Source organism: Terriglobales bacterium (assembly GCA_035457425.1).
GTDB lineage: Bacteria > Acidobacteriota > Terriglobia > Terriglobales > Acidobacteriaceae > JACPNR01.
Genome location: DATIBR010000056.1, coordinates 1 through 22,407, shown reverse-complemented (window position 1 = coordinate 22,407; position 22,407 = coordinate 1). Strand labels below are relative to the sequence as shown.

The following is a 22,407-nucleotide window of genomic DNA, read 5'->3' as shown; positions in this document are numbered from 1 at the left end:
TGCCGTAGCCTTGGCGCACCAGCACGCGGCCGCGCTGCGCGATCAGGACCGCGCCGGAGAAGTTGTTGCCGGAGAGGTAAGGAGCGAGGTAGGAGTCGACCTTCGCCGGGAGAGCGGCCGGACGGCCTTGTGCCGCTGCGGAGGCGACGAGGGCGAGCAGGGCAAGCAGGGTTCGCATAGGAGGAGTCTAGCGCGGGCGAGACGCCTGCGCGACCGCCGGCGGGACGCCGGCGCTACAAAAAATCGCGGGGCGCGTTGCCTTGCGGCGTCGCGCCCCGCGACCTGTGAGAGTTGTCAGTTATTACTGATTGAAACCCTCATTCCGGCATTTAGGTGCGGTACATCTTTTTTTGAGGGCTTCGCGGCAGAGCCGCTGCGCCCTTTGCGCCCGGCGACGCGCGGTACGGCGCGCGCCGGTCGCTCACCCTCCGCGGAGGGAATCCCCGTTAGCGGCTGGGGATGATGACCGGGCGGTCGAGCCGGAGTTCGAGCGCCTGACCCTTCTCGATCTTGACGTCGCGGTCGGTGAGCACGCCGGCGCCGCCGCCCGCGGCCGCGCCCACGGCGGCTCCGATGGCCGCGCCCTTGCCGCCGCCGGCGATGGCGCCCGCAGCCGCGCCCACCGCGCCGCCGATCAGCAGCGACTCGATGAGCCGCTTCTTGTTGATGCCCTTGCGGCTGATCTCGCCTTCCTCGCCGGTGCGCGGCTCCACGCCGTGCTCGCCGGGGACGCCGACCACGGTCGCCGCCAGCGGCACCCAGCCCTTGCGGGTCTCGATCTTGTCGAAGCTCAGGGTAAGCCGCCCGTTGATGCCGCGCGTGAACTCGCTCACGTGGCCGGCGACCTTGCGGCCGCGCGGGATGAGCAGCCCGTTGGGAGCGACCAGGTCCTCCTGGATCTCGCCCTCGAACTTCTTGCCGCGCTCGATCTTGCGGGTGTCGAGCGTGTCGCGCAGCCGGATAGTGAAGGTGGTGCCTTCGGGGATGGCGTCGGGACGGTCGTAGCTGTCCGACGAGGGCCGCGTGCCCAGCTGCGGCCGCGTATCCTGCGCCAGGACCGGCAGGGAAAGCGCCAGGGCGCACAGGATGACCAGTGCTCGTTTCTTCATAAGAACCTCGCTTCGGAACGTAATAAGTGAGATGAGAGTGGCGGCGGAATGGCTGTATTCCGAGGCGGGAATCCGGACCGGCACGCCGAAATCCAGCATCTACTCTGCAACTTTTTCGGGGCAGATGCCGTCTATTGAAGGGTAGGAGAGACGGAAATGCGCAAGTGGTATGTGCCGCTGACGATGCTGGGCCTGGGTGGACTGGGCTTGCTGTTCGTCAGCGAGCGCGGGCAGCAGGCCGTGCGAGCGCTGTTCGACAGCTTCGAGGACCGTCCGCAGGGCTGGGATGGGTTCCACGCGGGAGTGGACCGCGAGCTCGAGCAGATCGAGAGCGTGTTGAGCGAGATCGAGGCCGAGCTGGCGCGATAGAGTTTCGGGTAGGGGTAAAAGGTAAGGGGCGGCGCAAGCCGCCCCTTGCTGCTCGCTCTGGAGCCTATCGCTTGCTGTAGTTTGACCAGTAAACCTCGCCGTCACGTGCGCGCGTGTGGACCAGTGAATTTCCGTTGGCCCCCAGCAATCGTTCGATTGGCGAACCGCGCAGGTAGGGTCCGCGCGTTCCCGGAACCGGCGTCCACTGCCCATCCCCCACTCCCTCGAAGGTCAGTTGAAACAATCCCGACATCGGAACCGCATTGGCGCGCTGGTGGAAGCTCGCGAAGACGTCGCCATCATCGGTCATGGCAAAGCCCGAGATTCGCATTTTGGAGGTTGGAGGCAAAGCCTCTACCTGCCTTAAGGACAATGCTTTGGTATGGAAAACGTACTGCACCCATTGGCTGGCATTTCCGTTGTAAATGACCACGCGGCTCGCGTTGCATCGCATGATCACTTCTTCCGGATATCTGCCTGCCGGCAGCCGCCATTTACGATCCAAGCTGGACAGGGGCAGCATGGCTTGGAGCTGGCCCTTCTCAAAGCTGAACTGCCGCAAGACAGGGGCGGTTTCCACCGCGTTTCCATTTTCGTTTCTGTCAAAGCCGTAGCTCCAGATGGTGTCATCCGGGCCGGAACAGATGTACACCGGAGCGAACGGGTTGGTGCGGATCACATGTGCGACCCGCCCGTCCTCGCCGATATCCGCTATGTAAAAGGCGATGACCCCCTCCGCTGTGCGCATCCCACCCGAGACGATCAGCTTGCCCCTATCAGTGACGGCCACATGTGATACGCCCACGCGCGCGGCCCCGTCGAACCAGACTACGGCATCTTTTTGATTACCCTCAGCGTCGTAGGCGATTACTGCCGGCCGGTTGGGGCTGGCATCGTTATTGCCGGTCAAGGCCCATGTCAGTAGATAACGCTTGTCCCAGTAATGAAAATTTGTGTCCGTGGCTACAGTCTGGAAGTTCCTCTCCTGATGCGGTTTCGCTAAGGCAGTTGCTACACCCGGCTGCTGCGGGTTCGCGTGGACTTCCAACACAAGGAGGATTGAGCCTACGAACAATGTCCTTAGCCGGAGCATCATCTTCATATTCATCACATGTTCCTCCGCCTGGTCGGCTAGTTTTGACAGGTTTGGGCATCCCAGCAGCAGTTTGGACCGCAATAGCTGTCTTGCTCGCCCGTATTCTCCGAGGTGTTGGGATCGCTGGGGTCTACATGGAAATTGTGGACTATCTGACAGAAGAGGGGGGGAAAGGGTTGTTGCAACCCGTGGTCGGGTCGAGAACTACGAAGCTACCGGCGCACGCGGTAGTGGGCGGGCACACTTGACATTCTTGTACCTTCATTAGGCGTGCGCCGAATTCGCCCGATCCATCCGGTTGCAAGGCCCCCGTGGGACGTCGGGAAATTCGGGGGCTCCGAGGTTTCGGGATCATGTTCTCTGCTGCGAACCAGCTTGGCTTGAGGCCGTCAAAGATAGAAGACAGTCTTTGACCTTCGATGCCGATTATGGAATACGGCGTCATCGCTTGCGCAGGCCGCGAGAGCATGGCTAGCGAGAACAGCAGTGCGAGCGCGTACAAAACTCCAGGAGTCTTTCGCGTCAGCATCTAGCATCTCCTTGACTTTCTATCAGCGATGAGAACCTAGCAGTTTTAGGGCTAGCCCGAGTCATTGGTGGAATTGCGAATCACTGGCTCGTCAGAAAGACGTCGTAGGCCCAGTGGCCCGCTTCACCGGTGACCTTGCTCCGCAATCGAAAGATGTTCCCAAAGCGGAACTCGTTCAAGAGCCGCTATGTGGAAGCGCCACCAATAGCTGGCGACGGTAGAGGGGCAGTTTCTCGTGGCCGAAAACTACGCTCATGGCGAAGGTTGATCGAACTTTCTCAAATTTGTTCTGGAATCAGAACAGACCTTTAAGTGTCAGTGACTTACGGGGGGTGCCGCACCCAGGTGAAGAATCTTGTCCTGGAATCAGAACAAGACTTCAGAGTGCTTACGCGCCGGCGGTGGCTTTGGCGGGCGTCTTGCCGGCTTGCGGCGGGTAGGCGAAGCGGTAGCTCTGGGTGTCGATCTCGCGGCGCAGGTCGCTCCAGATGCTGTCGGGCATGTTGACGAAGACCTCGACCACTTTCGGGTCGAACTGGCGGCCGCCCCACTTCTGGATCTCGGCCTTGGCGGCGGAGAGTGATTGCGCGGCGCGATACGGGCGGTCGCTGGTGATGGCGTCGAGCGTGTCGGCGATGGCGAAGATGCGCGCCCCGAGCGGGATCTCGTCGCCCTTCAGCCCGCGCGGGTAGCCGGTGCCGTCGAACATCTCCTGGTGCGAGTAGACGATCTCGGCCGCCTCCGCGAGGAAGGGGATCTTGCGCAGCATCTGGTAGCCGCGGTAGCAGTGCTCGCGCATGATGGCCTGCTCGTCTTCGGTGAGCTTGCCAGGCTTGCGCAGGATGGCGTCCGGGATAGCCATCTTCCCGATGTCGTGCAGGAAGGCGCCACGCGCGATCACGCGGATCTCCTGGCTGGAAAGCCCCATGGCGCGGGCCATCGCGATGGTGAATGCGGTCACGCGCTTGGAGTGGCCTTCGGTCTCGGCGTCCTTGAGGTCGAGCGCGTCGCCCAGCGCTTCGAGCGTGATGTCGTAGGAGCGTTCCAGGTCGCTCATCGCCTGGCGGAGCTGCTCGGTGCGCGCCGCGACCAGCGATTCCAGGTTCGACTGATAAGCGCGGTTCTCGAGCTTCAGGCGGCGGTGCTCCAGCGCGCGCCGCACGGTGGCCAGCAGCTGCTCGCGCTCGAAGGGCTTGAGCAGGTAGTCGTAGGCGCCGTTGCGGATGGCGGCGAGCGCCACCGAGATGTCGTGGACCGCGGTCACCATGATGACCGGCATGTCGGGATACGCTTCCTTGGTGCGCTCCAGCAGCGCGACGCCGTCCATCTCCGCCATCATCAGGTCGCTGAGCATGAGCTCAAACTCCTGGCCGGACTGCAGGACGTTGAGAGCCTGGAGGCCGGAAGCGGCCTGCGAGCAGCGGAAGCCCGCGGCGTTGAGCATGGAAGAAACGATCTCGCGTATCGCCTCTTCGTCGTCGACGACCAGGATGCGCTCGGTGCTCATGAAAGGGTGGGGAACCTTTTCCGGGGGAGTCACATTGTACACAGAGTTGCCGCCGAAACAATCGGGCAAATTTCCCCGGCTCGCCGCCCTTGCCCGGCCAGCGTTCAAGCGCGCCGCCGCGCGGCGTGCCGGTTACTAAAGTAACGCCGGGGAGTACCCGAAAAGGAGCGGGGTTAGGGTGTTTTCCGTGGTACTTTCACCCCGCTCAGACCCATGGACTTACTCCGCCTAGACACCGCTGCGGTGGTGCAGGCGTCTGCCGTGCTGATCCTGCTGGCCGGCGGGCTGCTGGTGTATCGCACCTTCCGCGAGAAGTACCTGCTCGCCTGGCTGCTGGGCTGGCTCGCGCTGCTGCTGCATAAAGTCAGCGGGCTGGCGGCGGGGCAGTTCGGGCCGCCGCGGCTGTGGAGCGTGCTCTCGCCGCTGTTCTTCACCGCGGCGATCCTGCTGATGGCGGCCGCGATCCTGTTCTACACCAACCGGATGCGGTGGCTGTTGCCGCTCGCCATCGTCGGGCTGGTGGCGCTGGACCTGGCGGTGGTCCGCACGCTGTGGTTCCCGCAGTCGGCCTGGCTGGAGTTCGTGATCGAGGGCCTGTTCACGGGCATCAAGGCGGCGGCGGCGGTGCAGATGGCCCTGTTCAGCCGCGGGCGGCGCGCCGTCGGTCCCTGGCTGCTGACCTTCACCTTCCTCTTCGTCCACATGCACGAGGGCGCCAGCGGCCACCTGGCGCTCGACATCGCGATCGAGCTGCTGCTGGCGCTCAGCATGGCGGTCGTCGTGCTCGACGACGCGCAGACGCGGGCGCGCCGGCTCGCCGTCGTCAACGAGATCACCCACGCCATCGCCGAGGCGCAGGACTTCCGCCCGATGATGGAAGTAGCCCTGCGCGAGTTGCGCGGCCTGATGGAAGCCCGCGCCGCGTGGTTCCGCTTGCTGGAAGGCGGCAAGCTGGTGCTGGCCGCGAGCATCGGGGAAGGCGCGACCGTGGGCGACGCGCGCCGCGAGATCCCGGTGGAGAACACCTTCAGCGGGCTCGTGATGCGCGAGCGCGCCCCCGGCGTCATCCGCGTGACCCACACCGACCCCGAGACCATGCAGCGGATGATCCGCGATGGGTTCGACCACGTGATGGTCATTCCGGTGCAGGGCAAGAACGGGGTGATCGGGACGATCGCCCTGGCCTCCAGCGACCACCGCAGCTATCGCCCGGACGAGACCCAGTTCCTCAGCGCGACCGCCAACCAGCTCGGCGTCGCGTTCGAGAACCTGCGGCTGTTCGAGCAGATCGCGCACTCGCAGCGGCAGTGGATCCGCACCTTCGACGCCATCGAAGACGCCGTCCTGGTGCACGACGACCACTCCAACATCATCAAGCTGAATCGCCCGCTGCTGCGGAAGCTCGGCAAGGAGTACCGCGAGGTCGTCGGCGCGAATTGCGAAGTCGTGTTCCCGGGCGCGGGCAAGGATTGGGAAGGCTGCCCCTACTGCGCCCACGGCGACAGCCTGCACGAGTCGCTCGACCCCTGCTTCCCCGGCTACTCGCTGGTCACGACCACGCAGTATCACGAGGAGAGCGGCGCGACCTCGACCATCCACACCATCAAGGACACCACCGAGCGGCGCGCGGTGGAAGAGCGCTACCGCCTGTTCTTCGAGCGCGTGCAGGAGGGCGTGTTCGTCTCGACCCCGGAAGGCCGGCTGCTCGACTGCAACGACGGCTTCGTGCGCCTGCTGGGCTACAGCTCGCGCGAAGAGCTGCTCTCGGTCGACATCGCGCACGACCTCTACGCCTCGCCCGGCGACCGCGAGCGCTTCCGCGCGGCCATCGCCGAGCACGGCGCGCTGCGCGACTTCGAGTTCGACCTGCGCCGCAAGGACGGCTCCATCATCAAGGTCCGCGAATCCAGCTTCGCGCTGCGCGATGCCCAGGGCAAGATCGAGCGCTACCAGGGCTTCCTGCTCGACATCACCGAGAAGAAGCGCGCCGAATCGGAGATCAAGCAGCGCAACCGCGAGCTGAAGGCCCTCAACGCCATCGCCAGCGTCGCCAACCAGTCCTTCGACCTGGAGCACATCCTGGAGCACGCGCTCGGCCAGGTGACGCAGCTGTTCGGCGTGGACACCGGCACCATCAACCTGTTCGATGAAGACACGCTCACGCTGCGCCGCGTGGCGGGCTTCGGCTACGACTCCGACACCGGCCGCGGGCTGCAGGAGTTCCAGATCCCGCTGGAGTTCTACGAGACGGTGAAGGCCTCGCGGGCGCAGGTGATCACGCACCAGCACCTGCCGCACCTGCCGGGCGTGATCGCCGACTTCGTCCGCGCCGAGCGCCTGCAAAGCTGGCTCTGGCTGGTGCTGTGGGCCAACGACAAGATCGTGGGGACGCTCGGCATCTCGAGCCGCGATGCGCGCGAGTTCACGCCCAGCGAGGAGACCTTGCTGGTCGCCATCGGGAGGCAGCTCGCCAACACCATCGAGAAGGTGCGGCTGTACGAGGAGACGCGGCGCGCCTACGAGGACCTGACGCGCACGCAGGAGCAGCTGCTGCAGAGCGAGAAGATGAGCGCCATCGGGCAGCTCATCTCCGGCGTGGCGCACGAGCTGAACAACCCGCTGACCGCCATCCTGGGTTACGCACAGCTGCTCGAGAACGAGGAGCTCGACGAGCGCTCGCGCGACTTCGTCAGCAAGCTCTACCGGCAGGCGCAGCGCACGCACAAGATCGTGCAGAACCTGCTCTCGTTCTCGCGCCAGCGCAAGCCGCAGAAGCAGTCGGTGGACCTGCGCCGCGTGCTGGAGGAGACGCTGGCGCTGCGCGACTACGACCTGAAACTGAACAACATCTCGGTGGAGCGCGAGTTCGAGTCGCCGCTGCCCGCCGTCACCGCCGACCCGCACCAGATCGAGCAGGTGTTCCTCAACGTCATCAACAACGCGGTCGACGCGATGCTGGAGGTCGCGCGCGGCGGCGCGCTGCACGTCCGCGTGCACGCGCGCAACGGCTACGTCGCGGCCGAGTTCCGCGACACCGGCCCCGGCATCCGCGATTCCAAGCGCATCTTCGACCCGTTCTACACCACCAAGGGCGTGGGCAAGGGGACCGGGCTCGGACTGAGCATCTGCTACGGCATCATGAAGGAGCACCAGGGCGAGATCACCGCGCACAACCACCACGAGCGCGGCGCGGTCGTCACGGTGCGCCTGCCGGCGGCGGCCAGCGCGCCGGACGAGGAGCCGCGCAGCCGCGCCCTGCGCAAGCAGCCCGCGCTCGCCGGCCGCGTCCTGGTGGTCGACGACGAGGAAGCAGTCCTCGACTTCGAGGCCGAGGTGCTGCGCGGCGCCGGGCTGGAAGTCGTCACGCGCATGAGCGGCGAGGAAGCCGTCGCGCTGCTCCAGTCCGAGACCTTCGACGCCATGATCATCGACGGCAAGATGCCCGGCGGCTGGACCGGCATGGACGTCTACCAGTGGGTCGCCGAGAACCGCCCCGGCCTGGAGCGGTCCATCCTGTTTGCCATCTCCAACTTCGGCGACACCGACATCCGGCGCTTCATCGAGGACAAGAAGATCCCCTGCATCGTGAAGCCCTTCGAGGTCGACGACCTCATCGCGATCACGCGGCGGCTGCTGAAAAAGTCGAAGGCCGTGGCAACAGGCTCGTAGGTCAAGCCGTCCAAACCTGTGTCGGCGGCGTCCTCAGACCGTCGCAAGAATTACTCACACCCCGGACAAAAGTGTGTACTTTGGTGCCACTCTCCGGCATCCGGAGTTCCTGCTGCTCCCCGCCTTAGCCTGCTCGAGCTAGTGTAAAAACTTCCGGAACTTGCTGTTTCCCAATGGGTTAGTACCCAAGTCAGTGGAATGTGGAAATCCTCGGGGCTTGGGCAGACTGATTGCTCTCTACTAGGCCGTTGGACGCGCGGCCCGTCTCTCCCCTTGTACGTTTTCGGCCGCGCCAGGCAGTAAGACCGGACGCAGAACCGGACAGAGAAGCGACAGACCCTCGGGTCAGAAAGAGGAACCATGGCGAGCAGCTCCAAAGTCCTGTACCTCCCCGGCGTCGCGGCGATCGCGAGCGCTGACCGGGAGCGGATCTACGAAGCCAACCGGCATCGCGTGTACTCGCTGGCCTTCTGGATGACGAACAACGAACTCGCCGCCGAGACGGTGGCACAGAACACTTTCGTGCGCGCCTTCGCCGCGGCCAGCGAGCCGACGGCCGAGATGATCGACCGCGCGCTGCTCGCCGAAGTCCGCGAGCTGATGCCGGTGGGCGAGCTGACGCTCGCGTGCGCGCCGGCCACCGCGGTCGTCAACGTGCGCCGCAACGTGAAGCGCGTCCACCTGGAGTGCGCCGTGGTCGAGCTGCCGGCGACCGAGCGCCTGCTCTTCCTGCTGCACGACGTGGAAGGGTACGACCAGACCAAGATCTCCCGGCTGCTGGGTGTGAGCGCCGATGAAGTGCTGCAGGGCCTTCACCAGGCGCGGCTCCGCATGCGGGAGCTGATCGCAGAACAGAACTAGTCTCCATCTCCTCTCCTTGCTTCGCCCCTCGGTCGTCACCGAGGGGCTTTTTTATTGTCGACTGACGCACTGCGAGCGCTCACCGAGCGCGACAAGGATTCGAGCAATGATCGCGAGAGCGAGATGCAGGACGACTGACGCTGCAGGCACGCTAGCGAGACACGTCTATTTCACTGCTACGCGTATCCTGCCTACTAAATCCTGGCAGCGCGCGTCCGCCTGCAGGGTACCGGGACATCCGCCGCCGTCCTTGAGCGCGATCAAGCCAGGTTCGCGTTCTTGGAAGGCTTTCTCCCACCAAGCGAGGGCCTGTTCCTTGTCGCCGAACCTGTCGGCGAGCAATCCCAGGTAGACAGGAGAGACGTAGCGCGTGCGGGACATCTCCCTCAAGAGCCGGTACTGTGTACGGTAGTACCCGTCGACGCCGCCTGCCTCGTATGCGCGCTGCAGCGGTTCCCGCAGCTCAGGCCAGTTCTCGCCGCCCAAGGCCCGCGCTTTCTGGTACTCGAGGACGGCGGCGTCATTGTGACCCTGGGCCTCGTAGGCCATCCCGAGGCTGATATGCGTCCGCGGGTAATTCGGATCCATCTCCAAGGTCTTGTTCAGTTGTGCCCAGGCTTGGTCGGCACGGCCCAGGCTGAAATAGATCCCAACCAGGTCATTGTTGATGGTCAGCGACAGCGGATCGAGCGAGCGCGCGCGCTCGATCTCCACGAATGCCTCGGCCTGCCGTCCCCGACCTGAGAGGAATCGAGCGTACCAGTAGTGCGCGGTGGCATTTCCTGGTCCGACAGCGATCGCCTGGCGGAAATAGCGCTCGGCAGTGGTCAGGTCCCAGGCATACTCCGCCGAGGTCGCCGCCAGCACCGTATAGGCTTCCGGCAGATTGGGATCCAGTTCGAGGGCCTTCAGGGCGGAGGCGCGCGCTAAGGCCAGGACTTCGCGCGGACGTCGAGCCCGGAATGTACCCGAGTCGTACAAGGCATAGGCTTCGGCCAAGTGCGCGTGAGCGGGGCCGTACCCGGGGTCCTTGCGGATCGCCTGCTGGAAGTAGCTCACCGCTTTGTTCACGCTCTGCTCGGTGCGTTGCGCCAGGAAGAAACGCCCCTGGAGGTAAAGCTGATACGCCGCCGGATCCACAGGACGGATCTCGGCCAGGCGGGTGCGCTCCTCCGGCGTCACTTTGGCCCGGATCTCGCCGGCGATGGAGCGCGCGATCTCAGCTTCCAGCGGCACGATCTCGTCCAGGTTGCGCTCGTAACTCTGTGCCCAGAGATGCTGGTCGGTTGTGGCGTCGATCAACTGCGTAGTGACACGGATGCGGCTGCCGGACCGCATCAGGGAGCCTTCGACCACCGCATCCACCTTCAACTCGCGAGCGATCTCCGGGAGTGGCTTTCGTTGTTTCTTGTACTGCATGGCGGAAGTGCGCGAGATCACGCGCAGGGACCTGATCCGCGCCAGTTCCGTCGTGAGCTCGTCCGTCATTCCATCGGCGAGGTATTCCTGCGTCGCGTCGCCGGTGAGGTTCTCGAACGGCAGGATGGCAATGGCCCGAACCGGCGCCGGGCTTGCCGAAGGCGAGCCCCGCCAGCCCCGGAAAGCCAATACGCCGGTACCGATCGAGAGCGCCAGCACCATCAGCAGCGTCGCGCTCGCCGGCCACGGCCGCGGCTCCGATGCTTCCGGTGGGCCGCCTGCGAGCACCTGACGTGCGACAACGACCGGAGCCGCAGCCATGGGCAGCGGCTCCGGTGTCGGTATCTCGACCGCAGCGATGAAGCGGTACCCGCGCTTGGGGACGGTCTCAATGAAACGCGGCGCCTCGGCGGAGTCGCACAAGACCTCGCGCAACCGGTTCACGGCATTGTTCAGGCCATGATCGAAGTCGCCGGCGGTCGCCTCTGGCCAGAGCAGCTCATGGAAGTCCTCCCGCGGAACCAGTAGACCGCGCCGCTCCACGAGCAAAAGGAGGACCTTCAGTGGCTGATCTTGCAGGCGCATCCGGGTGCCGTGCTTGTAGAGTTCGCCGGCCTGTGGGTCGAGCTCATACGCTCCGAAGCGTAGCAGTAGACGGACTGGTGCCGGCAGCTTCAAGTGGAAGCTCTGCCTTGACGGCCGGGGAGGGGTTTTCGCCCGGAGTCTAGCACCCGGCGAGCCGAGGACCAAACCCTTTCAGCAAGTTAGCCCGGGAGATGCGGAGGAGCGACTCATGACTTGTGCCGTGGCGATCTTCAGCAGAGACTGCGGCGAATTTCATCTTCAGGTACGCGGGCTCCCTAATAGCCACCAAGGAGGAAGATCTGATGAAACACGCAACCTTTTTCGCCTGGGCCCTGCTGACCGTGAGCCTGCTCGCATCGGCTCCGGTGGGGGCGCAGGAGTTCGGCCCGTGGTCGACGCCAGTCAATCTCGGTCCGGTCATCAATACGACGCTGTATTTTGAGCAGGGCGCGTGCATTTCCAAAGACGGACTGAGCCTCTACTTTCATTCCAACGGCCCCGGCGGTTTCGGAGCGGCGGATATCTATGTTTCGCAGCGTCCCAGCGTGGATGCGCCCTGGGGACCGCCGCAGAATCTAGGGCCGATCATCAACACCCAGAGCGGAGAGGCATCTCCCATGCTCTCTCCTGATGGCCATCGCTTGTATTTCCAGAGCGGTCGCCCGGGCGGCGCGGGCGCAGCCGACCTCTACGTCTCGCGGCGACACAACAAGCGCGACGACTTCGGCTGGCAGCCCCCGCAGAATCTCGGAAGTGGCGTCAACACTGCTGCGCTTGAGCAGCAAGCTTGGATCTTCGAGGACGAGACCACAGGGATCACCACCCTGTACTTTACCTCCAACCGTCCGGGGGGCTTGGGCGGGAGTGACATCTACGCCAGTGAGCTTCAGCCGGACGAAACCTTTGGTCCGGCAGTACTCGTGGCGGAACTGAGCAGCCCTGCGAACGACGGAGGGCCCACCATCCGTCGCGACGGACTCGAGATCATCTTTCCCTCGAACCGCGCGGGTTCGCTCGGTTCCTTTGGCGACGATGACCTTTGGGTTGCGACACGGCCCACCACTTCCGATCCCTGGTCCGCGCCGGAGAACCTCGGCCCTGTGGTGAATACGGAGTTCACTGACGGGCTGCCGGAGCTTTCGGCTGACGGAACCACCCTGTACTTCAACTCAGCCGATCCGACGCGCACAAGTTTCGACTTGTTCGTCACCACCCGCACCAAGCTCAAAGCGGACGAATAGTCCGTCGGGACGAATCGATCGGCGAGGTGAGTCCGAACTGCGGAAGCGCGGCCTGCACACCGATAGCAGTGACCTCGACTTCACCATCTTCGGAAGCCTGATTTAGACTCCCGGCGTGGGCACGTCCGCTCGGCGCCGGGAGTCGCTCCGCAACAAGCTGGTGCGCTGGCGCATCAACCTCTTCTACTTCCTGGCCAGCAGCGGCACGCGCGCGACCTACGTCTCCGACGACTGGCTGGAAGCCGAGCTCACCGTCAAGCTGAACTGGCGCAACCGCAACTACCGCGGCACCATCTTCGGCGGCACCCTCTACTCCGCCCTCGATCCCGTGTACATGCTCATGATCGCGCGCAACCTCGGGCCGGAGTACAGCGTGTGGGACACGCGCGCGACCATCCACTTCAAGAAGGCGGGACGCGGTAAGCTGTATGCTCACTTCCGGATCGAGGAGGCGGAGTTGCGAGCGATCCGCGAGTTGACCGCCGGCGGCGAGGCGGTCGAGCGGCAGTACACCGCGACGCTCGTGGATCGGGAAGGCACGCCGCACGTCGTGGTCGAGAAGACCATCTACATCCGCAAGCGGGACCCGAACAAAGCGCATGGCAAAGATCGCGTTTCTTCAATGCTCCAAATGCGGTGACAAGCTCGCGGCCGACCGGCCGCAGACGCTCTGTCCGAAAGACGGCGGGTCGCTCTACGTCCGCTACGACCTCGCGGCCATCAAGAAAGATTTCACGCGCGAGTCGCTTGCCGGGCGCCCGGCGACGATGTGGCGCTACGCCGACGTCCTGCCGGAGGCCGACCCCGTCTCGCTCGGCGAAGGCTTCACCCCCATGCTCGCGTCGCGCAAGACGCCCAACGTCTTCATTAAGGACGAAGGCCTGAACCCGACGGGCTCGTTCAAAGCGCGCGGCCTGTGCGCGGCCGTGACGATGGCGAAGCACTACGGGCTGCGCAAGCTGGCCATCCCGTCGGCGGGGAACGCGGCGAGCGCGCTGGCGGCGTACGCGGCGGCCGCCGGCATCGAGGCGCACATCTTCATGCCCAAGGACGTGCCGCAGGCGAACCTGGTCGAGTGCCAGAGCTACGGCGCGCGCGTCACGCTGGTCGACGGCCTGATCTCCGATTGCGCGCGCACAGTCGGCGAGCAGAAGGAAAAGCAGGGCTGGTTCGACATCTCGACGCTGAAGGAGCCGTTCCGCGTCGAAGGCAAGAAGACCATGGGCTACGAGGTCGCCGAGCAGCTCGGCTGGCGGCTGCCGGACGCGATCTTCTATCCCACCGGCGGCGGCGTCGGCCTCATCGGGATGTGGAAAGCGTTCGACGAGATGGAGCTGCTGGGCTGGATAGGCAAGAAGCGTCCCAAGATGATTGCCGTCCAATCAACCGGTTGCGCGCCCATCCCTAAAGCATGGGATGAAGGCAAGCCGGTCTCGGAGATGTGGAAAGATGCGCGCACCGTCGCCGCCGGGCTGCGCGTGCCGAAGGCGTATGCCGACTACATCATCCTCGACATCTTGAAGAAGTCGAGCGGCACGGCCGTCGCGGTGACGGACGAAGAGATCTTGGATTGCGTGCGCCGGTGGGCGAGCGAAGAGGGCGTGTTCGCCGCGCCGGAGGGAGCGGCGTCGCTGGCAGCGTACGACCGGCTCATCGCCTCGGGCTTCCTGAAGCCGGGCGACACCTGCGTGCTGTTCAACACCGGCTCCGGGCTGAAGTACATCGACGTGGTCGCGGCAGCAGGGAAGAAGCAGGCCGCCATGCCGGCGGGACGGAACATCGGGGGAATCATCGGGCCATACTGATCGAGCCATCGAGCGATCGGGTCATCGAGTCAATGACAGAGCGTCTTTACTACTCCGACAGCTTCCTCTACGAGTTCGACGCGCAGGTCGTCGACGTCGTCGAGCGCGACGGTCGCACCGCGGTCGTGCTCGACCGCTCGGCGTTCTATCCGACCTCGGGCGGGCAGACCCACGACATCGGCACGCTCGAGGGTAGAGACGGCCTGCTGGCCGTCTCCGAAGTGACGGAGGACGAAGACACCGGCACCGTCTTCCACTTCATCGAGGGCGCGGCGCCCGCGAAGGGAACCGCCGTCCACGGCAAGCTCGACCGCGCGCGCCGCCGCGACCACATGCAGCAGCACACCGGGCAGCACGTGCTTTCGGCGGCGTTCGAGAAACTCTTCAACATGCCGACGGTCTCGTTCCACATGGGAGCGGAGTCGTGCACCATCGACCTCGACACCAAGTTGCTCGATGCGAAGCAGCTCGAGCGCGCCGCCCAGCTCGCCAACGAGGTTGTGCTCGACGACCGGCCGGTGGCGATCGAGTTCGTCACCCCCGACGAAGCGAAGCAACGCAACGTGCGTAAGCTGCCGCCACTGAAGGGTGGCCAGACGAAGCTTCGGCTGATCGACATCCAGGAATTCGACCTCAACGCCTGCGGCGGGACGCACGTGCAGCGCACCGGGCAGATTGGCGCGATCCTCGTTCGCAAGCAGGAAAGAGTGAAGCAGGGCGCGCGCGTGGAGTTCGTCTGCGGCGCGCGCGCGGTCGCGACCGCGCAGAAAGACTTTGCCGTGCTCACCGACGCGGCCGCCGCCTACACCACGCATATCTGGGAGGTGCCGCAGCAGATCCGCAAGCAGCAGGAGGAGACCAAGGCCGCGAGCAAGGCGCAGCAGAAGCTGCTGGAAGAGCTGGCCGCGATGCACGCCGCCAAGCTGCTGGCCGAGACGCCGGAGCAGAACGGCCGGCGCGTGATCACGCAGGTGTTTGCCGACCGCGGCCCCGAGTTCGTGAAGTTCCTGGCGCACCAGCTCACCGCCGACGCGCAGCGGCAAGCGGTCGCGCTGCTGGCCTCCACCGCCGGCCAGCCGACGCTGGTGTTTGCCTGCACCGCTGGTCTGGACTACAACATGGGCGCGCTGCTGAAGGACGCGGTCACGGCGCGCGGCGGCCGCGGCGGCGGGTCGAAAGAGATGGCCCAGGGCGGCGTGCCGAGCGCGAACGACGCGGAAGTGGCCGTGAAAGAGACTGCGACAAAAGTATGAACAGGTAGGTGCGGGCGACCCGCCCGCACTCGCGCCGGCTAGTTGCCGGCGCCTACCTGAGAGGGAAAAGGGGAGACATGAAACTCCGAAGCGTTCTCGTTCTGATGATCCTGGCTTCGTTCGCCACCGCCCAGCAACCCGATTTCTCCGCCGCCAAGGCCGAGGCCGTGAAGCACCTGCAGGAGCTGGTGCGCATCGACACTTCGAACCCGCCGGGCAACGAGACCAGGGCGGCCGAGTACCTGAAGAGCGTGCTGGCGAAGGAAGGCATCGCCTCCGAGATCGTGGAATCGGCGCCCGGGCGCGGCTCGCTCATCGCGCGCCTGAAGGGGTCGGGCGCGAAGAAGCCGCTCCTGCTGATGGGACACCTCGACGTCGTTGGGGTGGAGCGCGCGCGGTGGACCGTCGACCCGTTCGCCGCCGAGATCAAGGACGGCTACGTCTACGGCCGCGGCTCTTCCGACGACAAGGGCATGGACGCGGCGAACCTGGTCGTCTTCCTGACGCTGAAGCGGCTGAACGTGCCGCTCGACCGCGACGTCATCCTGCTGGCCGAGGCGGGCGAGGAAGGCACCACCGAGTTCGGCATCGACTTCTTGGTGGAGAAGCACTGGGAGAAGATCGCCGCGGAGTACGCGCTCAACGAAGGGGGCGCGTCACTGGTGACGCCCGACGGCCAGGTAGCGGTGGTCGGGGTCTCGCCCACGCAGAAGATCCCGCGCGGGCTGAAGGTGATCGCGCGCGGCTCGAGCGGGCACGGCTCCATGCCGCGGCTCGACGACCCCATCACGCACCTGGCCGCCGCGGTCGCGAAGATCGGCCAGTGGCAGCCGCCGATGCGGCTGAACGACACCACGCGCGCCTTCTTCGCGCGCCTGGCGAAGATCTCGCCCGCCGACCAGGCGTGGTTCTACACCCATCTCGAGGACCCGAAGACGCAGCAGCAGTTCCGCGAGCACGACATCGCGCTGAACTCGATGCTGCGCACCTCGATCTCGCCGACCATCATCCAGGGCGGCTTCCGCGAGAACGTGATTCCGGCGGAGGCGGAGGCTACGCTCGACGTCCGCGCGCTGCCCGACGAGGACATGCCGAAGTTCATTGCCACGCTGAAGGAGCTGGTCAACGACCCCGCGGTGGAGATCGTGCCACTGGAGCGCGGCCAGCAGCGGCCGCCGGCGCCGCCCTCGCGGCTCGACAGCGAGATGTACGCGGCGCTGGAGCGCGCGCAGCAGAAAGCATGGCCGGGCGCGGCCACGCTGCCCGTCATGCAGGTGGGCGCCACCGACTCGGCGCAGCTGCGCGTGAAAGGCGTGCAGGCCTACGACATCGCCATCCCGCAGACCGACGAAGACCGCAAGCGCGTCCACGGCAACGACGAGCGCATCAGCGTGGAGCAGCTCGGCAAGTTCGTCGAGTACCTGTGGCACGCCACCACCGACATCGCCGGGAAGAAGTAGGAGGCCGCCATGAGCCGAGCGCTGGTTCTGGGCGTGGTCCTGCTGGCGGCGTGCGTCGGCGCGCAGGTGGCCGATGCGCCGGGCATACAGCTGGTGGAGTTCAAGCCGCTCACGCAGGACTTCGAGGTCATTCACGGCGACGTCGAGAAGACGGGCGAGCCGTTCGTGATGCGTATCCGCGAGCTGCGCGGCGGCTTCATCCCGCCGCACACCCATCCGGTGGACGAGCACATCACGGTGCTGGAAGGAAGAGTCTGCCTCGGAACCGGGCCGGACTTCGACCGCGCCAAGCTGCGCTGCCTCGGCCCCGGCGGGTACGCGTTCTTTCCCAAGGGCACGATGATCTTCGGCGAGACGCCCGAGCCCGCCACCGTGCAGGTACACGGCGTCGGGCCGTTCCATCTCCACTGGAAGTATCCGGTGCAGAGCTTCGATTCGCCCGACGCGGCGCAGGCCTTCCGCTACCGCGCCGGCCAGCGCATCAGGACGAAGTACGGCGTGGGCACGATCGAGAAGGGCTGGCGCTCGGGGCCCATCATCCAGTACGAGACGCGCGTCGGCAGCGAGCTCGTGATGGCGACGGAGTCGGAGGTCAGCCTTGAGAAGTAGGGGAGATTGGTGGAGCTAGTCGGGATCGAACCGACGACCTCATCGTTGCGAACGATGCGCTCTCCCAGCTGAGCTATAGCCCCACTTGTCCGAGGAAGCCGCGCGGATGCGCGGGCTGAGACTTTCCTATTGTAGCAAGCAGATTGCGGAGCGTCACCCGATGGAGTGCTTGCCGGACTGCGACCCCAGCAGCCGGTGGATCATGTCGCGGACGCGCAGATGGTCGGAGGGCGCGATGTTGACGAACTCCAGGCCCATGCGCTGCGGGGTGGAGTGGCGCACCTTGGCCTTCATCACGATGAAGTCGCCCTTGTCGCTCGCGGGCGGGCGGAAGCGCAGCTCGATCTCGGCGCCCACCGGGTACTGCTTGGGCCCGAGCAGGCCGATGCCGGTGGCCGAGATGTCGCAGGCCTGCGCGACCTGGATATCCGCCCCGTTGCCGTAGCGGACTTCAAACTGCGCATTCGCGCGGGGGGTGACGCGCCGGTCGCCGCCGGTCGGTGTGGTGGCCATAAGCTCCGTCGTGCTGGTGGTTTCCATATAGTACAGGGAACGCCCGCCGCCAACTCCCCCGAAATGGCGGCGGGCTTCCGTTCGGCTGCGGTGGAGCCGGCCCCTGCCGTCTTCACCGTGCACATGCACTTTCGCCCAAGCCCCGGGAACCGTCAAATTACGGAAGTAACGCGCGCCGGATCACTTGAAATCGAAGGAGACCAGGGTGGCGCCGCCTTCCTGCGGGAAGTAGGTGAGCTGCATCTTGCGGCCCGGGATGAGCAGGCTGCGCATGTTGCCATAGAGCACCAGCGTGCGCGGGTCCTTGTCGCCCTTGGCGCGCAGCCGGACGAAGGACTTGTTGGGCTGCCCGATGGGCGCGTCGAAGTAATCCACCTGCTCGATCACGCCGATGTCGGTCTTGAGGTTGCCGCTCATGGTTGAGAGCGGCCCCGCGGCGAACGTCCCGCCGCCGGCGCCCGCCAAGGCGGGTTCCAGGCCCGGCAGGCGGATCAGGCCGCGCACCTTGGCCTCGAGCAGGGCGTTGAACGCCAGGATCCCGCTGATGGTCAGCAGGATCAGCGTCATGAACAGGCCGTCCACGGTCCAGTGCGGCGGCACTCCGATGTCGCCGGTGAAGACCATGTAGACGATGAAGGCGAATGGTATGGCCGCGAGCAACAGCGAGATCCCGATGGCTCTCATGCCGTCTCCGCTATCCGAGGTGACAACGCACCAAGATAACGGAAAGCGCGGCGAGGCGGAAGAGTCCAAGGGGTCGGGGCAAAAGGCAGCAGCTCGGGTGCATCACAATCAGTGCGCCCGCGAACCGGGTGCGAAAGGAGCCTTATGAAGGCTTTGCTTTGGGTCGGGATCATCCTGGTGGTGCTGGGCGTGCTGTCGCTGTTCGTGCCCATCCCGCGGCAGGAGAACCACGGCGTGGAAGCGGGCGGCGTGAAGATCGGGGTGCAGACCAAGACCGAGGAGAAGGTCTCGCCGATGATCAGCGCGGCGCTCATCGTGGTCGGAGGCGTGCTCGCGGTCGCGGGTTCGCGCAGCGGTCGCAGCTAGGGTCCGAAGAGATCAAAAAGGGCCGGCATGGCGCCGGCCCTTCTGGTTGGAAGCGGCTTACTGGTTATTCGCGGGTAGCGGGTGGCCGCTGCGCTCGGCGATGACCTTGCGCGCGTTCTCGGCCAGCGCCTTGGCCTGGGGCAGCAGCTCGAGCGCCTTCATCACCTGCGGATCGGCCTCGGCCTGCACGCGCTGGCCTTCCTGCTGGCCGAACTCGGCGATGAAGACCTCGGTCTTGATGTTGGTGCGCACCCACTGATCGTTCTCCATCAGGTCGGCCTCGGTGTAGGCGACCTTCTGGCTGTCGAGGTAGCGGCGGAAGTCCTGCAGCACGGCGTCGTCGACCTGGAAGTCGCGCCCGACGTGCTTGCCGATGAGGTAGTGCTTGGCGAAGTTGAAGAAGGCGAAGTTCTGCAGCAGGGAATCCTGGAAGCGGTTGGTCTTCTGCGCCGCCAGCTTCACGTCGGGCGTGATGCCGCCGCCGCCGTAGACGGTGCGGCCGCTGTCGGTCATCTTCACTTCCTTGCCGTTGTTGTTGGCCTCGTCGCGGTGGTAGTAGTAGTCGTAGAGCGAGACGCCGGTGTACTCGCGCTGGATGAGGCGGCCCGAGGGCGTGTAGTACTTCGCCGTGGTCAGGGCCAGGCCGGTGTTCTCCGAGAGCGGGTAGACGGTCTGCACCAGGCCCTTGCCGAAGGTCGTCTCGCCGACGATCAGCCCGCGGTCATGGTCCTGGATGGCGCCGGCGACGATCTCCGCCGCGCTCGCCGTGCCGCGGTTCACCAGCACCACCAGCGGATACTCCTTGCCGCCGTTGCCGTGCGTGGCGCGGTATTCCTTCTTCGGGCTGGAGCGGCCGTAGTGCGAGACGACGACCGCGCCCTTCTTCAAGAACTTGTCGGCCACGCCCACGCCTTCGCTCAACAGCCCGCCGGGGTTCTGGCGCAGGTCGAGGATCAGGCCCTTGATGTCGCCGAACTCGTCGAGCGCCTGCTGCACCTCGTGCTCGGTGTTCTCGTTGAAGCCGTTCACGTGGATGTACCCGATGCCCGGGCGCACCATGAACTTCAGGTCCACCGAGTAGCGCGGGATCTCGTCGCGCATGACGGTGAAGTCGAGCGGCTTCTCCGAGCCCTCGCGCAGGATGGTGATCTTGACGGTGGTGCCCTTGGGCCCCTTGAGCAGGTCGGCGACCTCGCCGGTGTTCATGTTGTCGGTGGGCTTGCCGTCGACGGCGACGATGACGTCGCCCGGTCGGATGCCGGCGCGGTAGGCGGGCGTCCCGACGAAGGGCGCGATCACGATGATCTTGTTGTTGCGCGGGCCGACCGTCATGCCCACGCCGTAGTACTTGCCGCGCTGGTCCTCGCGCAGCAGCGAGTAGCTCTTGGGATCGAAGAAGTTGGAGTGCGGGTCGAGCACCCGCAGCATCCCCGGGATGGCGCCGTTGTAGATTGCCTTGTCGGGATTCACCGGCTCGGCGTAGTTCTGCTCCACCAGGTCGTAGACGGTGGAGAAGGTGCGCAGCGAGTCGCGCACGTCGGAGTCGGAGGTGCCGGCGCTGGGCGTCACGCGCTGCCCGAACACCACTCCGAGCATGCCGCAGAGCAGGATGACGACCAGGACAGGGAGCAGAGAACGGCGAGCACTACCAGCCATGAGAACTTCCTTCGCGAGCTTCCGTCACGGGACGGATGTGGATTTCGGGCAGTATAGCACTGAATCTGAGAGGCTTCCGGCGCCCGCCGGGAGCACCTCGCGTACCTTTTGTAAGATGCCGCCGCCGGTTCCCGGGCTGCGGCAGCTCTGTTTGGTTAGACGTAAGGGCGCGCGTTTCGATTCGTTTATCATTAACCCCTATGGACCTCGGGATGCCCGAGCTGATCTTCATCTTCCTGATCGCGCTGCTGATCTTCGGGCCGGCGCAGTTGCCGAAGCTCGGCCGGCAGCTCGGGAAGGCGCTGGGCGAGTTCAAGCGCGCCTCCAACGACTTCAAGCACCAGCTCGAGGACGAGGTCCACAAGCTGGAACTGGAGCAGCTGAAGGAAGAGGCGCGGAAGTCGGTAGGGCTGGAGCCGCCCGAAGGCACGGTGGCAAAAGAGAACGTGGACTACTCCAAGCTGAGCCACCAGGCGGCGTGGGAGCACGGCGAGCGGAAGATCCAGCCGCCGGCGGCGCAGACCCAAGCGGATGGCGCGGCGGTAGAGACGGCAAAGCCAGAAGCCGCGGCGGGCGAGTCGCCCGCCTCCACACGGGTCACGGGAGACCACGTTGCCTGAGACGGCCGTGGACCCCGCTCTCGACGTCAAGCACAGCGAAGAACTGAGCGGGATGAGCTTTCTCCAGCACCTGGAGGAGCTGCGGCGGCGGCTGATCTGGTCGCTGCTGGGGATCGCGGTGTGCTTTGGCGTGGCGTGGTACTACGCGGAGCGCATCTTCGGCTGGATGCAGCGGCCGATCGTGAAGGCGCTCCAGGCGCACCAGCTCGACACGCAGCTCGTCTACACCTCGCCCACGGAGCCGTTCAACATCTACCTGAAGATCGGGCTGCTGGGCGGGCTGTTCCTGGCGTCGCCCTGGGTGCTCTACCAGGTGTGGGCGTTCATCGCGCCCGGGCTGTACCGGAAAGAGAAGAAGTACGTCGCGCCGTTCCTGCTCTCGACGGTGGGGCTGTTCGTGGCGGGCGGCGCCTTCGGGTACTTCATCGTGTATCCCGCGGCGCTCGACTTCCTCATCGGGTACGGCCAGCAGTTCAAGCCGATGATCACGGTGGACAAGTACACCGACCTGTTCCTCACGGTCATCGCCGGCATGGGCGTGATCTTCGAGATGCCCATCCTCATCTTCTTCCTCGCGCTGATGGGGATCGTGAGCCCCGGTTTCCTGTGGCGGAACTTCCGCTACTCCATCCTGATCATCTTCATCATCGCGGCGGTGCTGACGCCGACCACCGACATCCTGAACATGTGCATCTTCGCGGCGCCGATGATCGTGCTGTACGTGCTGAGCATCGGGATCGCGTGGCTGGTGCACCCGGCGCGGAGAGTGGCGAAGGAAGCGGCGTGACAAAACACTTAACCACTAAGGACACGAAGGAGCACGAAGTAGTGCTTTCTTCTGGTTTCCTTCGTGATACTTCGTGTCCTTCGTGGTTAAAGGTCTTGGTCTTGGTTTACGCGGTTGCGCTCGCGGGATGTGGCGAGCAGAAGACCACGCTCGAAGGACCGGTCGCGGTGAAGGCGGAGTCGCCGCAGGCCGCGCCGCCGGTGCAGTACGCCGACGTGACCGCGCCCAGAATCGAAGGGCAGCGCGCGCTCGCGCACGTGAAGGCGCTC

19 protein-coding genes and 1 tRNA gene are annotated in these 22,407 nt (G+C 65.3%); 12 read left to right on the top strand and 8 right to left on the bottom strand.

The annotated features are described in order from the left end of the window. Window positions 1–446: 446 nt before the first annotated feature. On the bottom strand, window positions 447–1,109 hold the full coding sequence (locus tag VLA96_04185; protein HSE48387.1) for a hypothetical protein: 663 nt from the start codon (window positions 1,107–1,109) through the stop codon (window positions 447–449). Window positions 1,110–1,265: 156 nt separating this feature from the next. On the opposite strand from VLA96_04185, the gene VLA96_04180 reads away from it, so the two are divergent. Then, window positions 1,266–1,478, top strand: a complete 213-nt coding sequence (locus VLA96_04180; protein ID HSE48386.1) for a hypothetical protein — start codon at window positions 1,266–1,268, stop codon at window positions 1,476–1,478. A 64-nt stretch (window positions 1,479–1,542) separates the two neighbouring features. Here VLA96_04180 and VLA96_04175 read toward each other — a convergent pair whose 3' ends face one another. Beyond that, window positions 1,543–2,586 (bottom strand): hypothetical protein, encoded by a 1,044-nt coding sequence (locus VLA96_04175; protein HSE48385.1) that lies wholly within the window; start codon window positions 2,584–2,586, stop codon window positions 1,543–1,545. A 905-nt stretch (window positions 2,587–3,491) separates the two neighbouring features. Beyond that, complete coding sequence (locus VLA96_04170) at window positions 3,492–4,610, bottom strand: HD domain-containing phosphohydrolase (protein HSE48384.1); 1,119 nt, start codon at window positions 4,608–4,610, stop codon at window positions 3,492–3,494. 213 nt (window positions 4,611–4,823) lie between these two features. Between VLA96_04170 and VLA96_04165 the strand changes: the two genes are divergently transcribed. Then, complete coding sequence (locus VLA96_04165; protein HSE48383.1) at window positions 4,824–8,279, top strand: PAS domain S-box protein; 3,456 nt, start codon at window positions 4,824–4,826, stop codon at window positions 8,277–8,279. 360 nt (window positions 8,280–8,639) lie between these two features. Continuing rightward, a complete protein-coding gene (locus tag VLA96_04160) occupies window positions 8,640–9,140 on the top strand; it encodes a sigma-70 family RNA polymerase sigma factor (protein HSE48382.1) in 501 nt (166 codons plus the stop codon). A gap of 165 nt (window positions 9,141–9,305) precedes the next feature. Here VLA96_04160 and VLA96_04155 read toward each other — a convergent pair whose 3' ends face one another. Further along, a complete protein-coding gene (locus VLA96_04155) occupies window positions 9,306–11,237 on the bottom strand; it encodes a tetratricopeptide repeat protein (protein HSE48381.1) in 1,932 nt (643 codons plus the stop codon). A gap of 209 nt (window positions 11,238–11,446) precedes the next feature. On the opposite strand from VLA96_04155, the gene VLA96_04150 reads away from it, so the two are divergent. From VLA96_04150 to VLA96_04125, 6 genes are all read left to right on the top strand, one after another. Continuing rightward, window positions 11,447–12,385 carry a hypothetical protein gene (locus VLA96_04150; GenBank protein ID HSE48380.1) on the top strand — a complete coding sequence of 313 codons (939 nt, stop codon included), beginning with the start codon at window positions 11,447–11,449 and terminating at the stop codon, window positions 12,383–12,385. 115 nt (window positions 12,386–12,500) lie between these two features. Next, window positions 12,501–13,025: a DUF4442 domain-containing protein gene (locus tag VLA96_04145; GenBank protein ID HSE48379.1), complete on the top strand. Its 525-nt coding sequence runs from the start codon at window positions 12,501–12,503 to the stop codon at window positions 13,023–13,025. Next, on the top strand, window positions 12,985–14,190 hold the full coding sequence (locus VLA96_04140) for a threonine synthase (GenBank protein HSE48378.1): 1,206 nt from the start codon (window positions 12,985–12,987) through the stop codon (window positions 14,188–14,190). The genes VLA96_04145 and VLA96_04140 overlap by 41 nt, the downstream gene beginning before the upstream one ends. A gap of 32 nt (window positions 14,191–14,222) precedes the next feature. Next, complete coding sequence (locus tag VLA96_04135; protein ID HSE48377.1) at window positions 14,223–15,443, top strand: alanine--tRNA ligase-related protein; 1,221 nt, start codon at window positions 14,223–14,225, stop codon at window positions 15,441–15,443. Window positions 15,444–15,520: 77 nt separating this feature from the next. After that, window positions 15,521–16,903 (top strand): M20/M25/M40 family metallo-hydrolase, encoded by a 1,383-nt coding sequence (locus VLA96_04130; protein ID HSE48376.1) that lies wholly within the window; start codon window positions 15,521–15,523, stop codon window positions 16,901–16,903. Between the two features lie 9 nt (window positions 16,904–16,912). Next, a complete protein-coding gene (locus tag VLA96_04125; GenBank protein HSE48375.1) occupies window positions 16,913–17,512 on the top strand; it encodes a cupin domain-containing protein in 600 nt (199 codons plus the stop codon). A 7-nt stretch (window positions 17,513–17,519) separates the two neighbouring features. Here VLA96_04125 and VLA96_04120 read toward each other — a convergent pair. From VLA96_04120 to VLA96_04110, 3 genes are all read right to left on the bottom strand, one after another. Beyond that, a tRNA-Ala gene (locus tag VLA96_04120) sits at window positions 17,520–17,595 on the bottom strand. Between the two features lie 70 nt (window positions 17,596–17,665). Next, window positions 17,666–18,025: a PilZ domain-containing protein gene (locus VLA96_04115; GenBank protein ID HSE48374.1), complete on the bottom strand. Its 360-nt coding sequence runs from the start codon at window positions 18,023–18,025 to the stop codon at window positions 17,666–17,668. Window positions 18,026–18,205: 180 nt separating this feature from the next. Next, window positions 18,206–18,709, bottom strand: coding sequence for a hypothetical protein (locus VLA96_04110; GenBank protein HSE48373.1), 504 nt, complete (start codon window positions 18,707–18,709; stop codon window positions 18,206–18,208). A gap of 144 nt (window positions 18,710–18,853) precedes the next feature. Between VLA96_04110 and VLA96_04105 the strand changes: the two genes are divergently transcribed. Next, window positions 18,854–19,075 carry a hypothetical protein gene (locus VLA96_04105; protein HSE48372.1) on the top strand — a complete coding sequence of 74 codons (222 nt, stop codon included), beginning with the start codon at window positions 18,854–18,856 and terminating at the stop codon, window positions 19,073–19,075. Window positions 19,076–19,132: 57 nt separating this feature from the next. On the opposite strand, the gene VLA96_04100 is transcribed toward VLA96_04105, so the two are convergent. Continuing rightward, window positions 19,133–20,731 carry a S41 family peptidase gene (locus VLA96_04100; GenBank protein HSE48371.1) on the bottom strand — a complete coding sequence of 533 codons (1,599 nt, stop codon included), beginning with the start codon at window positions 20,729–20,731 and terminating at the stop codon, window positions 19,133–19,135. Window positions 20,732–20,931: 200 nt separating this feature from the next. On the opposite strand from VLA96_04100, the gene VLA96_04095 reads away from it, so the two are divergent. Then, entirely contained in the window at window positions 20,932–21,351 is a 420-nt protein-coding gene (locus VLA96_04095; GenBank protein ID HSE48370.1) for a twin-arginine translocase TatA/TatE family subunit, read from the top strand. Then, window positions 21,344–22,138, top strand: coding sequence for a twin-arginine translocase subunit TatC (gene tatC / locus VLA96_04090; protein ID HSE48369.1), 795 nt, complete (start codon window positions 21,344–21,346; stop codon window positions 22,136–22,138). The genes VLA96_04095 and tatC overlap by 8 nt, the downstream gene beginning before the upstream one ends. Window positions 22,139–22,407 lie beyond the last annotated feature (269 nt).

Excerpts from the sequence above, each read along its gene's own strand:
- VLA96_04110 (HSE48373.1), bottom strand. The coding sequence starts at position 18,709 with ATGAGAGCCATCGGGATCTCGCTGTTGCTCGCGGCCATACCATTCGCC.
- VLA96_04100 (HSE48371.1), bottom strand. The coding sequence starts at position 20,731 with ATGGCTGGTAGTGCTCGCCGTTCTCTGCTCCCTGTCCTGGTCGTCATC.
- VLA96_04160 (HSE48382.1), top strand. The coding sequence starts at position 8,640 with ATGGCGAGCAGCTCCAAAGTCCTGTACCTCCCCGGCGTCGCGGCGATC.
- VLA96_04170 (HSE48384.1), bottom strand. The coding sequence starts at position 4,610 with ATGAGCACCGAGCGCATCCTGGTCGTCGACGACGAAGAGGCGATACGC.
- VLA96_04150 (HSE48380.1), top strand. The coding sequence starts at position 11,447 with ATGAAACACGCAACCTTTTTCGCCTGGGCCCTGCTGACCGTGAGCCTG.
- VLA96_04125 (HSE48375.1), top strand. The coding sequence starts at position 16,913 with ATGAGCCGAGCGCTGGTTCTGGGCGTGGTCCTGCTGGCGGCGTGCGTC.
- VLA96_04185 (HSE48387.1), bottom strand. The coding sequence starts at position 1,109 with ATGAAGAAACGAGCACTGGTCATCCTGTGCGCCCTGGCGCTTTCCCTG.
- VLA96_04180 (HSE48386.1), top strand. The coding sequence starts at position 1,266 with ATGCGCAAGTGGTATGTGCCGCTGACGATGCTGGGCCTGGGTGGACTG.
- VLA96_04105 (HSE48372.1), top strand. The coding sequence starts at position 18,854 with ATGAAGGCTTTGCTTTGGGTCGGGATCATCCTGGTGGTGCTGGGCGTG.
- VLA96_04135 (HSE48377.1), top strand. The coding sequence starts at position 14,223 with ATGACAGAGCGTCTTTACTACTCCGACAGCTTCCTCTACGAGTTCGAC.
- VLA96_04095 (HSE48370.1), top strand. The coding sequence starts at position 20,932 with ATGGACCTCGGGATGCCCGAGCTGATCTTCATCTTCCTGATCGCGCTG.
- VLA96_04175 (HSE48385.1), bottom strand. The coding sequence starts at position 2,586 with ATGAATATGAAGATGATGCTCCGGCTAAGGACATTGTTCGTAGGCTCA.
- VLA96_04165 (HSE48383.1), top strand. The coding sequence starts at position 4,824 with ATGGACTTACTCCGCCTAGACACCGCTGCGGTGGTGCAGGCGTCTGCC.
- VLA96_04130 (HSE48376.1), top strand. The coding sequence starts at position 15,521 with ATGAAACTCCGAAGCGTTCTCGTTCTGATGATCCTGGCTTCGTTCGCC.
- VLA96_04140 (HSE48378.1), top strand. The coding sequence starts at position 12,985 with ATGGCAAAGATCGCGTTTCTTCAATGCTCCAAATGCGGTGACAAGCTC.
- VLA96_04115 (HSE48374.1), bottom strand. The coding sequence starts at position 18,025 with ATGGCCACCACACCGACCGGCGGCGACCGGCGCGTCACCCCCCGCGCG.